The following is a 15,298-nucleotide window of genomic DNA, read 5'->3' as shown; positions in this document are numbered from 1 at the left end:
CAAGGGGCACATCACGATGCGGCTGGCACGAAGCAAACTGGACACGCCGGGGATCGTCCGTAAGAGACGGGGCAAGGGTTTCGCCTACTACGGGCCCGACGGCGAGCTCCTCGCCGATCCCGACACCGCGCAGCGGATCAAAGATCTGGTGATTCCGCCGGCGTGGAAGAAGGTCTGGATCAGCCCACGGCCGAACGGCCACATCCAGGCGGTCGGCGTCGACGCTGCGGGCCGGCGTCAGTACCTGTACCACGAGCGGTGGCAGCAGGAACGAGCCGAGGAGAAGTTCGACCGGGTGCTGGAGATGTCGACGCGGCTGCCGGAGTGGCGATCGCAGATCGCGCGGGATCTGGCTGGGCGCGGGCTGACTCGCGATCGCGTGCTGGGGCTGGCTCTGCAACTCTTGGACCGCGGGTACTTCCGTGCGGGCGGAGAGCAGTCGGCCGAAGAGTTCGAGCACTACGGCTTGGCGACGCTGCTGTGCAAGCACGTGACCCTGAAGAAAGATGCGGTCGAGTTCGACTATCCGGCGAAGCACGGGGTGCAGCGCACCGTCGAGATAGACGACCCGGAGGTGGTGCGCGCCGTCCGCTCGCTGATGCGGCGCACCGAGCGCACCGAGCGGCTTCTGGTGTGCCGCAGCGGAAACAGCGGCTGGGTCGACGTCAAGGCCGACGATCTGAATGCGCGATTCAAAGAGATCGTCGGCGCAGAGTTCACGGTCAAGGATCTGCGGACCTGGCACGGCACGGTGCTGGCCGCGACGGCATTCGCGGCCGCAAAGCCGCCCACCTCCAAGACGGCGATCAAGCGGGAGACGTCGGCGGTGATGAAGGAGGTGTCGGGCGAGTTGGGGAACACCCCCGCCGTCGCCAGGGCCTCCTACGTCGATCCGCGGGTGGTCACCGGATACGAGAACGGGTTGACGATCGCTTCGGCGACCAAGCGGGCCGAGACGATGCGCGACCTCGACAAGGCGCAGGAGCTGATGGAGAAGGCCACCCGCCAGCTGATCCGGAGGGTCGCGAAGAGCAAGTGAGGTGTTTGGCGGCCGACGTGCGCGGAAATCCTCTCGTCATTGACGACGTCGAAGGAGGATCGTTGCGATGCCGAACTCATCGATCAAGAACGAGAAGCTGTACGAGGATCTCCGTCGTGAGGGAAACTCCAAAGAGAAAGCGGCCCGCATCGCGAACGCAGCGGCCGCGCGCGGTGCGTCTGCGGTCGGCAGAAAGGGCGGCCGCTCGGGGTCCTATGACGACTGGAGCGTCGACGAGCTGAAGAAGCGCGCCAAAGAGCTGGGGCTGAGCGGGTATTCGCGGTTGACCAAGAACAAGCTCATCTCGGAACTGCGTAACCACTGATCGGCCCGCCCACCGCGTCCAGCAGTGCCTGAGCCAGCTGCGCGGCGGGAGGTGTCATGCGCCCTCGCGCAGGCGAAGCCAGGTACACCGTCCACAGCACCGGCTCCGCGAGATCGACGGTTCGCAGCGCGGGGAAGCGTGATGCTTCCGACCGCGGCATGAACGCGGTTCCCAGCCCACTGCCGACCAAATCTGCTACGGCATGGAAGCCCGCCGGTACCTCGTACAGCGTGCGCGCTTCGCGTCCTGCGGCGTGAAACGCGTCGTCGACGAGGCGGCGCAGACCGAAGCCCGGCGGGAAGCCGATCAGATCCTCTTCGCTGAGGTCATCGATCAAGACTTTGCGCCGATCGGCGACCGCATGATCGCCGCGGCAGACGAACACCAGCGGATCGTCGAACAATTTCTGCAGCGTCAACGGTGCGGGGAAGCGATCCGGCACTGACACCAGCGCGAGGTCCAGGGACCCCTCGAGCAGCGCCGACAGATAGGACGACGCGCCGGTTTGGCTCAGCCGCAACCGAAGTCGAACGTGTGGATGCCGCCGATGGAACTGCCCGAGAGCACCCGCGACGTCCAGCGGCCCGAATGCGATGAGTGAACCGAATTCGACGGTGCCCACCAGCGAGCCGCGAAACTCGCCGACCGAATCGACGGCTGCCCGGCCGGCGCGCAGCACGTCGTGGGCGTGGGTGTGGAACCGTTCTCCGGCGGGGGTGAGGGTGATCTTCTGCCGGGAGCGGTCGAACAGCGCGACTCCGAGTTCCCGTTCCAGTTTGGCCACCGAGGTCGACAGCGCCGACTGCACGACGTGTGCGCGCTCGGCGGCGCGGGTGAAGCTCATCTCGCCGGCGACGGCGAGGAAGTGCTCGAGTTGACGGAACTCCATCGAGCCAAGCTATCTCATCTGTTGATGACAATGATCTAAATCTATCGTTGGCATTGATTGCTTGACTGCGTTGTCATGGATGCATGAGTGACGGAGTGAGCAGGCGGCAGTTCGGTTTTCTGGTGACGGCCGCAGCGGGGGCGGCGACGCTGGCCGCGTGTTCGTCGACGCCGGCCGGCGCGACCCCGCCACCAGCGCCCACGCACGCTCTCGGCCCGGTCCGGCAGATCGCAGCCGGTGACCTCGGCGTCGGCTATGTCGACGCCGGGCCGCGGGATGGTCAGCCCGTCATCCTGTTGCACGGGTGGCCCTACGACATCCACAGCTACGCCGACGTGACCGCGATTCTGGCCGGGCAGGGTTTTCGCGTCATCGTGCCTTTCCTGCGCGGCTTCGGCAGCACCCGCTTCCTGTCCGATCGCACCGCCCGCAACGGACAGCAGGCGGCGCTGGCGCGCGATGTCATCGCGCTGATGGATGCGCTCGACATTCCCGCCGCCATCCTCGGCGGGTATGACTGGGGCGGTCGCACCGCCAATGTCGTTGCCGCGCTGTGGCCGCAGCGATGCACCGCGCTGGTCGCGGTCAGCGGCTACATCATCGTCAGTCGCGAGGCCAACCTGGCACCGCTCGCTCCGCAGGCCGAATACGGCTGGTGGTACCAGTACTACTTCGCCACCGAGCGCGGCGAGCGTGGATATCGAAGTAACACAGCAGATTTCAACAAGCTCATCTGGCGTAACGCTTCCCCGCTGTGGCACTTCGACGACTCCACCTACGACCTGTCGGCCGCCGCGTTCACCAATCCGGACCACACCGACATCGTGATCCACAACTATCGGTGGCGCCTCAGCCTGGCCGACGGTGAAGCCCGCTACGACGACGACGAGCGGCGGCTGGCCGCCATGCCGGCGATCACCGTGCCCACCATCACGATCAGCTCCGACTTCGATGGCCCCGCCAAGAACGGTGCGGCCTACCGAAAGCTCTACACCGGCCCCTATCAGCACCGCGTCCTCGACGGCATCGGACACAACGTGCCGCAGGAAGCGCCCCGAGACTTCGCGTCGGCGATCGCCGACGCGACCCGCCAGAAGTGAGGAACACCATGACCACATCAACCGATCTGACCGGCCGCACCGCTGTGGTGACCGGCTCGACGTCCGGACTGGGCGCAGGCATCGCGGCGACGCTGGCAGCCGCCGGCGCGCACGTCGTGATCACCGGACGTACCCGCAGCCGCGGCGACGAGGTCGTCGCGCGGGTCCGATCCGTTGGCGGGCGGGCCGATTTCATCCGTGCAGACTTCGCCGACCCCGCCCGGGCCGCCGCCGGCGTGGCCTCCGCAGCCACCGAGATTTTCGGTGGAGTGCCCGACATCCTCGTCAACAACGTTGCCACGCTTGTGTTTCCGACCCCGACGGCGGATGTGACCGCCGACGAGATCAGCGACGCGTTCGCGGTCAGCGTCACGGCCCCATTCCTGCTGACAGGCCGCCTCGCCCCGGCGATGGCGCAGCGGGGCCACGGAGCCATCGTCAACATCGGTTCGATCAGCGCACTGTTCGGCGCATCAGGCTCAGCGCTCTACGGTGCGACCAAGGCCAGCGTGCACCTGCTGACGAAGTCGTGGGCCGACGAGTACGGACCCTCGGGTGTGCGGGTCAACGCGGTGGCGCCCGGACCCATCGCCACCGAGCGCATGGTGGAGTTCGGTGACGCAGTCAACCCGGTGCTGGCCCGGGTACCGTCGAATCGGATGAGCACCATCGACGAAGTCGCGGACGCGGTCCTGTTTCTCGCCGGACCGCACGCCTCCAACATCCACGGCGCGATCTTGTCCGTCGACGGCGGATTCGCGGCGGTCTGACCCGAAGGACTCGTCGTGCATCACGTCTTCACCGATCCGCTGGCGCGGCTGTTCGCCGCGACGGTCAACCCCGCCCCGAAGCCGGCGGTGCGATTTCCCGACATCGTGGGTCGCACGTCGCTGATCATCGTCCCCACGCGGCACGGTCCCGTTGCCGCGACCGTGTACCGGCCGGACCCGCGGGTACACCGCCCGCCGGTATACGTCAACATCCACGGCGGGGGCTTCGTCGTGGGGCACCGCGAGCAGGATGATCCGTGGTGCAGGTATCTGGCAGAGGCCGCGGGCGTGGTGGTCGTCAACACCGATTACCTGCTCGCGCCACAGTATCGCTTTCCCGTTGCGGCGGAACAGATTTACGACGTCGTGCGCTGGGCCGCCGACCCAGCGCGAGACTGGGACGGTGCACGGTTGTCGGTGGGTGGTCAGAGCGCCGGCGGGAATCTGGCCGCCTCGGCTGCGCGTCAGGCACTCGAGAACGCGGGTCCGGAGATCGGATTGCAGGTGTTGCACTATGCACCATTGAATCTCGTCACCGCGGTGGGGGACAAGCCTTCACCGCTGGGCTCGCGAGCGGTGATGAAGCCGTGGATGGGGCAGGTGTTCGATAACGCCTACACCCCGGACCGGTCACGCCGACGCGACCGATTGGTGTCACCTGCCTGGGGTGCGAATGCCGACGACATCGTCGGTATCGCTCCTGCGGTGGTGGTGACCGCGGAATTCGACCGGCTTCGCGACGAGGCGCGGTGGTACGCCGACAGGCTGGCCGCGGCGGGGTCACTGGCCGACTACATCGAGGTGTCCGGTGTGGACCACGGCTACAACATCATGAGCGACGATGCGGCTGTCACGGAACGGGTGTACGCGCAGATCGCCGAGCACGTCGCGCGCGTCGGGACGCGCTAGTCCTGCTGGGCGCGCGCTTCTGCGCCGGACTCCTGGGTGTCGATGTCGTCATCGGAGCCGGCGCGACCCACGTACGGACCGTCGGCCTGGTCGTCGTCGCCTTCACTGGCGCGTGAGCCGGCCACCTTGGGGTCGGGTTCGATGTCTGACTCGGCCTTTTCGGATTCCGGATTGCTCATTGCTGCCTCCTGATCGGTTCCGCACGGCATGCCCGAGCGGTGCGAAATCAAACCCGAGGGTTTGACCGGTCACAGAGCGGATATCTCCACACGCACGTGGCGCGACCGCGCGTGGAAACGATGACTGAGTTGTGACCGGTCGCGGCATGCCGTTTGTCGGTAGGACCCATGGGCAACGCTCCTGCATGGCCGAAAGTGGCTTCCGCGCCGTGCGCGCACACGCCACTCGCCTGTGAAAGGAGTGATGATGCCCGATACATCAAGAGATCCTGTAGACCACGCCCGTACCTATCGCCAGTACGCGGGCGAGACGATGAAGGCGGGAAAGAACGCCGTAGGTTTGATCGGGGTTGGACTCGGGGTGCTGTCGTTGGTGATTGCCCTTTTCTCGTTCGCCAACGGATCGCGGACCACCGGGGTGATCGGGGTGATCCTGGCGGTGGTGCTGGCCGGCGCCGGACTTGCCTGGATCAGGTATCGCCACCAGAAGGTGGTCGCGAAGACCGAACAGTGGTACCGAGAGCATCCCGAGGTCCCCTACGAACCGCCGACAGCCTGAGGTTCAGCGACCCGAGGTGAAACGCTTCAGGAACTGCTTCGTTCGCTCTTCGCGTGGACTGTCCAATACAGCCGCGGCCGAACCGGATTCGACGATCTGACCGCCGTCGAGGAAACACACCCGGTCGGCCACGTCGCGGGCGAAGGCCATCTCGTGGGTGGCCATCACGATCGTGGCTCCCGACGCCGCGAGTTCACCCACCAGGGTCAGCACCTCGCCCACCAGTTCCGGGTCCAGGGCGCTCGTGATCTCGTCGAGCAGCAGCAGTTTCGGCTCGTAGGCGAGCGCACGGGCTATCGCCACGCGCTGCTGTTGACCACCGGAGAGCTTGTCGGGGTACGAGTCTGCGTGTGACTCCAGGCCGACGCGGGCCAGGAGTTCGCGGGCCCGGTGCTCGGCGTCGCGGCGGCTGTTGCCGTGGACGACCCGCGGAGCGAGGGCGACGTTAGCGAGCGCGGTCATGTGCGGGAACAGGTTGAACGACTGAAAGACCATTCCGACCGCCTGACGTGCCTCTTCGGCATTGATGCGCGGATCGCTGATGTCGCGGCCGGCCAACAGGATTCGACCGTCGTCGATGTCTTCGAGCAGGTCGACGCAGCGCAGCAGCGTCGACTTGCCCGAGCCGGACGCACCGATGAGCACCACGACCTCATGGTCGTTCACGTCGAGATCGACCCCGGCCAATACGGCGCGGTCGTGATATGCCTTGACCAGGCCCTGGATTTGAAGCAGCGGGGTCACAGTGCGCCCTGCCGTGTCGCGGAGCGCCGGGCGGCCCAGTCGGCCAACCGCGCCGACGGTACTGCGAGCGCGACGAACAACAGGCCGGCCACCACGTACGGGGTGAAGTTGTAAGTGGTGGCGGACTGGATCTGCGCGGCGCGCACGGCATCGACCGCGCCGAGCACGGAGATGAGCCCGCAGTCTTTCTGGAGCGCGACGAAGTCGTTGAGTAGTGCGGGGGTGACCCGGCGGGTTGCCTGGGGGAGCACCACCAGGCGCATGGTCTGGCGGTAGGTCAGGCCCAGCGAGCGGGCCGCGGCGAACTGCGACGGGTGCACGGATTCGATTCCGGCGCGGAGGACTTCGGCGACGTAGGCCGAGTACACCAGCACCAGCGCGAGTCCGCCCAGGATTACCGGGCTGGTGGGCAGTCCGGTGAGACGCAGCCCCGGCAGGCCGAATCCGACGAGGTAGAGGCAGATGAGCAGCGGCAGACCGCGGAACAGGTCGACGTAGCCGGTGGCCAAGGCGCGCAACGGAAACCACACAGGCCCGCGCAGAGTGCGCAGTGCGGCCAGGGTGAGACCGACGACGAGCACAAGGATCTGGCAGACGATGAGCACGCGGATGTTCAGCCACAGGCCGGACAACAGAGCGGGCAGGCTGTCCCACCCGATGCGCAGGTTGAAGAAGGAATCGCGCACCCGCGGCCAGCCCGGCGCCGAGGTGACCGCGAACAGCAGCACCGCGGCGAACACGACCGTCGACAGCAGCGCCACGAGCGTCGAGCGGCGCGCCCGCGCCTGCCGGTAGGCGACGCGGTCGATGCCGACGGTCGTCACGACAGGACCGGTGCGTTCCCCGCCTGGGCGAGCCAGGTCCTCTGCAGCTCGGCGAGTTCACCGCGGTCACGAAGCTCGTCGACGGCGCGGGAGACGCACGCCGTCAATGGGCTGCCTTTGTCGAGGACGATCCCGAACTGTTCGGGCTTGTCCGAGCCGGCCGGCAGCTGCCCGACGATCTTGCCGTCGGTGAGCTCGGCCTGGATCTGGAACGCAGTGGGCAGGTCGACGACGAGGCCGTCGATCTGCCCGTTGGAGAGCGCGGCTTTGGCGTCGTCGTTGTTGTTGAACACCGCCACGCCGGGGTCGATCTTCTGCGCGGCCGTGTAGCTGGTGGAGCCCACCTGCGCGCCAAGCTTGAGTCCCTTGAGGCCTTCGAGGGTGGTGACATTGGCTGCGGGCGAGGACTTCAGCGCGACGACGGTCTGGGTGACGTCGTAGTAGGGGGAGGAGAAGTCGACGGCCTGCTTGCGTTCCTCGGTGATCGAGAACTCGTTGAGGTCGGCGTCGAACTGCTTGGGCCCGGGCGCGATTGCCGCGTTGAAGGGGACGCGAATCCAGGTGACGTTCTCCTTGGCGTAGCCCAGCTCGTTGGCCACGGCGTAGGCGACCGCCGACTCGAAGCCCTTGCCGTTGGCGGGGTCGTCATCGGAGAACCAGGGCGCGTAGGCGGGCTGGTCGGTGGCGACGGTGAACGTGCCCGGCTTCAGCGTCTTGAGGTTGTCCTTGGTGCACGTGTCGGCGCTGGCCGACGCCGACGACGAGGCGGCAGGCTGCTCGTCGGCCGGGGCGCAGGCGGTCATGGCCGCGGGGACGAGGGCGAGCGCGCAGAGGACACCAGTGAGGCGATGCATGCGCGGCATCATCGCGCATTCGGCCGCCGGACGCTACGGATCGGTGCGAGGTGATTGGATCGCGCACCCCGGCATTACTGCAATCCAGCTCTTTGTCCAGGGTCGAGCCACCACGGCTATTCGAAAAAGTAGCTGGAGGGTGCCAGTGATTCAATATGGCGACCTTCACGTCGTGAACTTGGTGCCTAGGGACCTCAGCGGTGCTACTTAGACTTCCAGGGTGGAGATTGTTCATGTCGAGGCAGCAGGACTGAGTTCTTTGGCAGCGCGTTGTGAGACCCTGGCTGTCGAGATAGACCCTCAGCCGGCGCCAGACACTTCGGGCAGCTCCTTTCAACCGAGCGTGGTTGCAGTCGACACTGCCCATACAGCCGTGAGGACTGCGGCGCACAGCCTCGCCACTCGCATGAGAGCGACAGCGGACAAACTATCTGCCAGCTCGGCTGCGTACGAGACCCAGGATGGGGCGAGCGCGGCTGCGATACAGACAGTAGGACTCTAGACGTATGCCAGCCACTGGCCCGTTCCCCAGTCTGTCCCAGATCGCGGCGTGGGAAACTGCGCACCTTCGCGAGGCTGCGACGAATTGGAGCAACGCAGCGGACAACTGGCAAGACGCATTTGAAAGTGTCGCTCGAGAGATGCCAAATCCGGGTGGTTTGCTGTGGCGAGGCGGGGGCGCCGAAGCTGCGCAGACACGAGCGGCAGACGACCGGGTCACAGTACGCGGTGCCGTCGACGATCTGCGCGTTGCATCGGCGGCAGCCAGTACGGCCGCTGACGAGATCGACTCCGCGAAGCGCCAGACACTCCACGCGGTCGGTGAGGCGCATGCGCAGGGATTTACCGTCGGCGAGGACCTAAGTGTCACAGACAAGCAAGCATCGTCGACGCTCGCGGAATATGCCGCTCGTCAAGCTCAAGCGCAGAGCTTCGCTACTGACATTCGAACAAAGGCGACGGCACTGCTCGCCCTCGATCAGAAGGTGTCTTATCAGATCGTTGCCGCTACCGCAGGCTTGGCTGACCTGACCTTCATCGAATCCCCAACGCAATCCAGCGAAGACCGTGCTGTACATGCAATCGATTTCAGAGAGGCACCACCGCCTCCAGAACCACCCGGACCCAAGCCGCCGCGAGGTCTGCCGCCGGAGGGGGTGGAACCCCCTGTAGCGGGTGACCTTACGCCCGGACCGGCGAGTCGTCCCAGTGAAGCGGGGAAGGGCGGACAGAGTCTGTGGGATGAAACGGGAGGCGAGTGGCGATACTTTCCCGGCGACAAGTACCACAACCCTCATTGGGACTTCAATCCGCACAATGCTCCGAACTCCCCTTGGGGCAACGTACCGATTGGCGATCTGCCACCCGTGAAAGAAAACCCGGTGATCAGCGGCCTACCTCCCTGGCTGGATAATCCGGCGACGCACCAGATTGTGGGTCCGCCTCAAAACCCATTGCTGGCTCCATTTCCTGAAGTGGGCATCTCTAGCCCGTCGCCTTGGGAACCGGCGCCTCCTGTGGGGCTGCCCGACTTCTGGCCAGACGTCAACATCGACGCACCCAACCCCCAGGACTTGGAAAAGGCTGGTGCGGCCGGCACGGGTGTTGTGGCCGGCGGTGGCCTGATTGCGTTGCTCTACATGATTTTCGTACAGAACTGATCGTCTGATGTCCGATATTCGCCGCACAGCAGATGCGATCCCGTCATTATCCGACAGCCTGGGTCGACACGCCCGCGCCGTGACTCTGGTCGGCGGCCATGAGTTGCCCACGTGGTTCCCTGACCTACCGCTCCCGCCAGAGGGTTGGACTATCGGCCGAACCGCAGCGGCTCCAACACCAACACGAATCCTATTGTCCAGCAATGTGTACGGTTCCGCGTGGGACGGGTGCGGAGTTCTGAATCTGTTTACGTTCACAGGGCGAGTGCCCACTGAGCTCGTTGAGGCGCGCGTAGACGCCACCTTGCGCATCGCTGGTGCCCTCAACATAGATCGTCGCGCGATGGCCATGCCGGCACACCCCGAGCTGTGTGTCGCCGCAGCTTCCGCCGCCGGCGAGGTCACAATCGGAGGGCGGCGCCTGCGCTCGCGATTCACCGCGTACTTGGTACAGAAGCGCGATATTGGCTGCGATAGCGAACAGGGGGGAACTCGCGGTGCCCTGGTGGAGCACAACATGTTTCTTGCGGCTGAGGCTAACGACAAAACGGAGCGCGAACTTTTCAACATGGACGATCAGATCCACTCGGCAATGATGAAGGTTTTGTCGTGAGAGTAACGACCTGCCGCGGGCGAGAGATTGTTCAGAGCGCGAAGTCCAGCGCCGAGATTCTTGATATGAGGAGAGACATTTATGAGGGGAGAGGCTATGAGCATCATTCGCGTTGAACTCGCCGAGGAGTTCATGCTCGGCGATGATGTCGTGTTGGTGGCTATGGATGGTGATGGTGTTGCAGAGTTTACTGTCGCTCTGGAAGGTGCTCAGCGACAGGGAAGTTGGGAGTTCGATCAGGCCGGTTGCCGCCACCAATTCTCCATTGCATCGGGGCAATCTGCTGTTGATCTGGAGGAGCGCCGCGTTCACTGGAGACTTGACCAGGCCAAGGTTGGCGAAATGATCGACGCTCTCAAGTCTCTCTCGGACGGAGGTCGACCCGGCCACCAGTACGTTGACATCTCGCAGCCCGTAGATACGTTGGTGCTGTCGCGAGACGAGTATGTCTAGTCTGCGTCAGCAAGCAGACGTGCGGGTTATCGGTGGCATGAAATCTCAGTGAAGTCGTTGCTGTGACCCTGGGGTCTGACACTGCCGCGGCGCATCCGGACCGGGCATTGGCCGACCTCGGCGAGGGCGTCGACCAGCGCCCCACCGACGCCGTCATCGTCCTCAACCAGTGTGATGCGCATCGCCGATCACGGTACGACAGCTTCGGGCCGGGTAAGGCTCTCGTTGGCCGTTCTGGCGGTGTGGTGGGTCAGGCAGGCACCGACGTCCGCTTCTCCAGCGGATGCGAGGGGAGAGCGAGGAGCACGAAGAACGCTCCTGCGAGGCACACCCCGGCCGCGGTCAGGCACCCCGCGCTCATGCCGGACAGGAACGCGTCGCTGACGGCGCTGCGAACGGAGTCGGCGATCGCCGCGGGCGTCTGTGCCGCGACAGCGAGCCCCTGCGCCAGTCCCTCGCCTGCTGTGTCCCGCGCTGATTCCGGCAAGATCTGCACGGTCGCAGCGTCGTTCAGGTGCGTGAGATAAAGCGTGGAGAAAATGCTGCCGAGAACGGCGACACCGAGGGTGCCGCCGACCTGACGGGTGGCGTCGTTGACGGCCGACCCGGCGCCGGCCTGCTCGGGCCGGACGACGCCCATGATGGAATCTGTCGCCGGAGCGCTCGTCAGGCCGAGTCCGCCGCCGAGAAGGACCATCTGGGCCGCCATCTCCGGATAGCCGATGCTCACGTCGGCTGCGCTGATCCAGGCGAACGCCGCTGCCATCAGGACCAGACCCAGCGCCACAATGAACTTGGTGCCGATCCGGCCGACGGCAAGCCGCGTGCCCAGCACCGAGCCGACGGCGATTGATAGTGCCACCGGGAGAATCCGGACGCCGGTCTCCAGTGGGCCGAATCCTTGCAGCAACTGCATGAACTGCGTGATCAGGAAGATGAAGCCAAACAATGCGAAGAACGCCACAGTGACGGCTCCACTGGCTGCGCTGAAACGCAGGTTGGCGAAGAGGCTGACGTCGATCAGGGGATCGCGCTGGCGGCGCTCCCAGAACGCGAAGCCAACGCCGGCAATGATCGTCACCACGAAGCCGGTGAACGTCGGAAGCGATGTCCAACCGCGCTCCGGAGCTTCGATGATCGTGTAGACCAGCGCGGCGAGCATGACGACGGACAGCACCAGTCCGCCGCGATCGAGGCGAGACGGCGCGTCGTCCTTGGCGGCAGGGATCACCAGGGGCGCCGCGACGGCCGCGGCGAGCGCGATCGGAGCGAGCGCGAGGAACAGGCTGCCCCACCAGAACACTTCGAGCAGAGCGCCGCCCAGGATCGGGCCGATGGCCACGCCGAGGCCGGTGACGGCGCCCCACACTCCGATCGCCGCCGCGCGTTGACGGGGATCGCGGAAGGTGTCGGTGATGATTGCCAGGGTGGTCGGGTAGATCATCGCCGAGGCCACACCCATCACCACGCGCATCGCGATGAGCTCGCCTGTGGTTGTGCAGAGCGCTGCGCCGATGCTGGCTACCGCGAACAGGACGAGGCCCGTGATCAACGTGCGGCGGCGGCCGAACTTGTCGCCGATGGTGCCGCCGGCCAGGACCAGTGCCGCGAACGCCAGGTTGTAGGCGTCGACGATCCACTGGAGCCCGCGTGTGGAGGCGTCGAGTGCCGAATTCAGCGTGGGGAGAGCGACATTGACGATGGTGGTTTCGACGTTGATCGCCAGGGCGGCGACGAGGACCACGGCCAGCACAGCGCCGGGACGTTTCGTGTGGCGGGTGATGCTGCCGGCCGGGGAACGGTCGAGCGCGTGTGAGGTCATGGAGGGACCGCCTTATGTTGACGCGGATAACTTCGTCGAGCATGACAGTGGAAGTTATCGCTGTCAACATGTTGGGGTGGGCGGCTAGCGGATGCCCGCCCCGATGACGTCGAGCAGGCGGTCGGTGATCACCTGTTTGCGCGTGTCGTCGGTCGTGGCCAGCGGCCCATCGAGATAGAGGACCGACAGGCCGTGGACCGAGGCCCAGGCCGCTTCGTCGAGTCCGTCTCGCTTGCGTTCGTCGAGGAGGCCGGCGGTCACGAGGTCGTCGATACAACGGCCGAGGATGTGGAACGGATGGCGGCTCGTCGGGGTGGCGTCGTCGGTGCGGCTCGGCCCGCCGGGGGTGAACGCGGCGCGGAACAGGCCGGGTTCGGCGAGGGCGAAATCAACATAGGCCTGTCCGGTGGCCCGGAGACGAGCCACGGCGCGGGGACCGCGCGGCCCGCGGTTGGGGATGCGGGCCAGCGCGTCAAGCATCTGGTCGCCGAGAAGACCCATCGCGTGTTCCTTGACGGCGGCCAGAAGTGCTAGACGATCGGAGTAATGACGGTATGCCGCAGCGTTACTCACGCCGACGGCGCGCTGAACGTCGCGCATGACCACGGCATCGGGGCCGCCGGCGCGAGCGAGTTCGACGGCCTGCTCGAGCAGCGCCTGACGCAGGTTGCCGTGGTGATACGAGCTCGCCGCCATGTTGACCAGTCTTACATCGGGTGCGCGACATCAGGGCCAAGGCGGCCTGAAGTATGTTCTGAGTGCGCAGGCCCCCATAGCCCAATTGGCAGAGGCAGCGGACTTAAAATCCTCTGAATTGGACGTTTGTCGTGTTTGACGCAGACGGTAGCGGTTGAAGATATTGCCCGGAACTGCGAGTTTGGAGTTGGCAGCGTTGGTGAGTGCCGAGGTGAAACGGAACCACTGCGGTATGTACTGCGGTATCTAGCCTTCGGTCGTCAGGCTTCGTGCCGCGCACAGTGAACCCCTCCGACCCCTGACACTGGGTGCAGCGCCCGGCGAGCGGATCGAAGTGTCTCGATAGAACCTGCTGAGACTGCCGGGCGGCGCGCCGGGAGCTCTGTTGATTTGGAGCGGTCGCCGGCTTCGTGGGCCTTTAGCGGCCGTTGGGTGATTGGTGCAGCTGCAGGCTGTCGCTGACTCCCAGGATTTTGATTGTCTTTCTGGCGCGCGACAACGCCACGTACAGATCGTTGATGCTGGCATGCTCATTGACGTTCGCGATGATGACGTGATCGTATTCCAGCCCCTTCACCAAGAGGGTGCGGGAGATGATGCGCCTTCGTTCGCGTCTCCCAGCGTGCCTGAGCACTTCACGGACCTTCGCAAGCTCTTCGAGCAGCACCCCGGGGTCATCTCCATGAGCTATGGCTCCACGGATCGATGCCTGAATGTCGTACCACGCTTCGTGTGAATGCAGTCGTAGCACTGGTGATGTGGGAACGACGCTCATTGCAGCCGCCAGAGTCCCTAGGGTTGGGTTCGATACGATCGAATCGAAGGCGCGGATAGCAGGTTCGGCGCCGGCTCTACCGCCAGCACCGCCCTTGAGCAGATCGCCCGCGGACTTCCCGTTCGCGTAGCGTTTGCGCAGGGTCTGTGTGTCGAGGACGCCGTGGTTGCAGTGGCATGATTTGGTCAGATCGAATAGCCAGAGCGGGTAATCGATTGGGCTCATCGTCGCTAGGTTTTCTAGGCGCTGCGCCATGTACTTCCCGGCCATTTCCTCCATCACGGTAAATATCCCTCGAAGGTCTCCTGCGATCGTTCGCGCAGTGTTGGCACGGGGAGCGATGATGAGCACGGTCTCGTTCGCGGGGCGGGTCGCCAAGGCTGCTTCCGTAACGCCCGTGGGGTCGTCAGAGATGTTCTGAAACGTCACACCCTCCGGTAGAGCAACGTTGGTCCACCTCACAACGTGGCCGGGGACCATGCGTGGACGAATCTCCAACAACCATTTGCCAAGCGCCTCGTTGTGGCCGGACCATCTGTGGGGCTTGATCGTCGTAGGGTGTGATGGGAATTGTGTCTGTACGGTCGGCCAGTCGGCGAGGCGTTCATTGAAGCCGAAGATGGCCTGCAATGGGTCGCCAAGTACTCCGGCTGCTGGGATAGCTGCACGAAGAGCCAATACGAACGCGTGCTGCGTCTCGCTGCAGTCCTGATACTCGTCTACCAGCAGATGAGTGAACGATGCACGCAGCACTGCATGGATGTGTCTGCTCTGTGCGACTTTGATGGCTGCGCTGACGTAATACTGGGCCTGGGCTGGGACCATCAATTTGGGGACCCGCAGGCCACCCAACTGAGGGTAGGCCCGTGCGAGGCGGAACGCGAAGGAGGCGATGGTCGAGACCTGCACTCCCTTGGTGATGCCGAATCTCTTGAGGCGTGCATTGATGGCATGCACGCCTGCGTTGGTGTGGGTTAACACTAAAGCGCGACCGCCACAATCAATGATGTGCTTGGTTGTCGCAGCCAACAGATGGGTCTTCCCAGCGCCTGCCGGCATTTCGACGGAGGCTGGCAGACTCATCGC

The 15,298-nt window shown here is 65.0% G+C and carries 18 protein-coding genes; 10 read left to right on the top strand and 8 right to left on the bottom strand.

All coding sequences use genetic code 11. The features are described 5' to 3' along the window. The first annotated feature begins 16 nt into the window (after positions 1-16). Both ACZ50N_RS20355 and ACZ50N_RS20350 read left to right on the top strand, forming a co-directional pair. On the top strand, positions 17-1,039 hold the full coding sequence (locus ACZ50N_RS20355; protein WP_464473629.1) for a DNA topoisomerase IB: 1,023 nt from the start codon (positions 17-19) through the stop codon (positions 1,037-1,039). 67 nt (positions 1,040-1,106) lie between these two features. Next, the gene (locus ACZ50N_RS20350) at positions 1,107-1,364 is read left to right on the top strand and encodes a DUF7218 family protein (protein WP_464470142.1); all 258 of its coding nucleotides are present in this window, start codon (positions 1,107-1,109) and stop codon (positions 1,362-1,364) included. On the opposite strand, the gene ACZ50N_RS20345 is transcribed toward ACZ50N_RS20350, so the two are convergent. Continuing rightward, positions 1,339-2,253 carry a LysR family transcriptional regulator gene (locus ACZ50N_RS20345; RefSeq protein ID WP_464473628.1) on the bottom strand — a complete coding sequence of 305 codons (915 nt, stop codon included), beginning with the start codon at positions 2,251-2,253 and terminating at the stop codon, positions 1,339-1,341. The genes ACZ50N_RS20350 and ACZ50N_RS20345 overlap by 26 nt on opposite strands. A gap of 83 nt (positions 2,254-2,336) precedes the next feature. On the opposite strand from ACZ50N_RS20345, the gene ACZ50N_RS20340 reads away from it, so the two are divergent. The 3 genes from ACZ50N_RS20340 (at position 2,337) to ACZ50N_RS20330 (ending at position 5,032) form a co-directional block, all read left to right on the top strand. After that, complete coding sequence (locus ACZ50N_RS20340) at positions 2,337-3,353, top strand: alpha/beta fold hydrolase (RefSeq protein ID WP_464473627.1); 1,017 nt, start codon at positions 2,337-2,339, stop codon at positions 3,351-3,353. Between the two features lie 8 nt (positions 3,354-3,361). Beyond that, positions 3,362-4,123 carry an SDR family NAD(P)-dependent oxidoreductase gene (locus tag ACZ50N_RS20335; protein WP_464473626.1) on the top strand — a complete coding sequence of 254 codons (762 nt, stop codon included), beginning with the start codon at positions 3,362-3,364 and terminating at the stop codon, positions 4,121-4,123. An 87-nt stretch (positions 4,124-4,210) separates the two neighbouring features. Further along, a complete protein-coding gene (locus ACZ50N_RS20330) occupies positions 4,211-5,032 on the top strand; it encodes an alpha/beta hydrolase (protein WP_464475685.1) in 822 nt (273 codons plus the stop codon). Here the strand turns inward: ACZ50N_RS20330 and ACZ50N_RS20325 are convergent. Next, on the bottom strand, positions 5,029-5,211 hold the full coding sequence (locus tag ACZ50N_RS20325; protein ID WP_464473625.1) for a hypothetical protein: 183 nt from the start codon (positions 5,209-5,211) through the stop codon (positions 5,029-5,031). The two genes, ACZ50N_RS20330 and ACZ50N_RS20325, sit on opposite strands and share 4 nt — an antisense overlap. Positions 5,212-5,458: 247 nt before the next feature. On the opposite strand from ACZ50N_RS20325, the gene ACZ50N_RS20320 reads away from it, so the two are divergent. Continuing rightward, positions 5,459-5,770 carry an EGFR-like transmembrane domain-containing protein gene (locus ACZ50N_RS20320; protein WP_048423660.1) on the top strand — a complete coding sequence of 104 codons (312 nt, stop codon included), beginning with the start codon at positions 5,459-5,461 and terminating at the stop codon, positions 5,768-5,770. A 3-nt stretch (positions 5,771-5,773) separates the two neighbouring features. Here ACZ50N_RS20320 and ACZ50N_RS20315 read toward each other — a convergent pair whose 3' ends face one another. From ACZ50N_RS20315 to ACZ50N_RS20305, 3 genes are read right to left on the bottom strand one after another with little or no spacing between them, the layout of a single operon-like run. After that, entirely contained in the window at positions 5,774-6,514 is a 741-nt protein-coding gene (locus ACZ50N_RS20315; RefSeq protein ID WP_464473624.1) for an amino acid ABC transporter ATP-binding protein, read from the bottom strand. Then, positions 6,511-7,338 carry an amino acid ABC transporter permease gene (locus tag ACZ50N_RS20310; RefSeq protein ID WP_236728498.1) on the bottom strand — a complete coding sequence of 276 codons (828 nt, stop codon included), beginning with the start codon at positions 7,336-7,338 and terminating at the stop codon, positions 6,511-6,513. The genes ACZ50N_RS20315 and ACZ50N_RS20310 overlap by 4 nt, the downstream gene beginning before the upstream one ends. Beyond that, positions 7,335-8,192, bottom strand: a complete 858-nt coding sequence (locus tag ACZ50N_RS20305) for an ABC transporter substrate-binding protein (protein ID WP_464473623.1) — start codon at positions 8,190-8,192, stop codon at positions 7,335-7,337. Before ACZ50N_RS20305 ends, ACZ50N_RS20310 begins: the two co-directional genes overlap by 4 nt. Positions 8,193-8,412: 220 nt before the next feature. Between ACZ50N_RS20305 and ACZ50N_RS20300 the strand changes: the two genes are divergently transcribed. From ACZ50N_RS20300 to ACZ50N_RS20285, 4 genes are all read left to right on the top strand, one after another. Then, positions 8,413-8,694: a type VII secretion target gene (locus ACZ50N_RS20300; protein WP_464473622.1), complete on the top strand. Its 282-nt coding sequence runs from the start codon at positions 8,413-8,415 to the stop codon at positions 8,692-8,694. Positions 8,695-8,698: 4 nt separating this feature from the next. Then, the gene (locus tag ACZ50N_RS20295) at positions 8,699-9,853 is read left to right on the top strand and encodes a hypothetical protein (RefSeq protein ID WP_464473621.1); all 1,155 of its coding nucleotides are present in this window, start codon (positions 8,699-8,701) and stop codon (positions 9,851-9,853) included. Positions 9,854-10,118: 265 nt separating this feature from the next. Next, positions 10,119-10,466, top strand: coding sequence for a hypothetical protein (locus ACZ50N_RS20290; protein WP_464473620.1), 348 nt, complete (start codon positions 10,119-10,121; stop codon positions 10,464-10,466). A gap of 96 nt (positions 10,467-10,562) precedes the next feature. Continuing rightward, the gene (locus ACZ50N_RS20285; protein WP_048423656.1) at positions 10,563-10,919 is read left to right on the top strand and encodes a hypothetical protein; all 357 of its coding nucleotides are present in this window, start codon (positions 10,563-10,565) and stop codon (positions 10,917-10,919) included. A gap of 250 nt (positions 10,920-11,169) precedes the next feature. Here the strand turns inward: ACZ50N_RS20285 and ACZ50N_RS20280 are convergent, their stop codons facing one another. The 3 genes from ACZ50N_RS20280 to ACZ50N_RS20270 form a co-directional block, all read right to left on the bottom strand. Next, positions 11,170-12,741, bottom strand: coding sequence for an MFS transporter (locus ACZ50N_RS20280; protein WP_464473619.1), 1,572 nt, complete (start codon positions 12,739-12,741; stop codon positions 11,170-11,172). Between the two features lie 84 nt (positions 12,742-12,825). Continuing rightward, entirely contained in the window at positions 12,826-13,437 is a 612-nt protein-coding gene (locus ACZ50N_RS20275) for a TetR/AcrR family transcriptional regulator (protein ID WP_464473618.1), read from the bottom strand. Positions 13,438-13,855: 418 nt separating this feature from the next. After that, a complete protein-coding gene (locus ACZ50N_RS20270) occupies positions 13,856-15,295 on the bottom strand; it encodes a UvrD-helicase domain-containing protein (RefSeq protein ID WP_464473617.1) in 1,440 nt (479 codons plus the stop codon). Positions 15,296-15,298: the final 3 nt, after the last annotated feature.

It is taken from the genome of Mycolicibacterium obuense (genome assembly GCF_055397605.1).
This window is presented reverse-complemented; position numbering and strand designations above follow the sequence as displayed.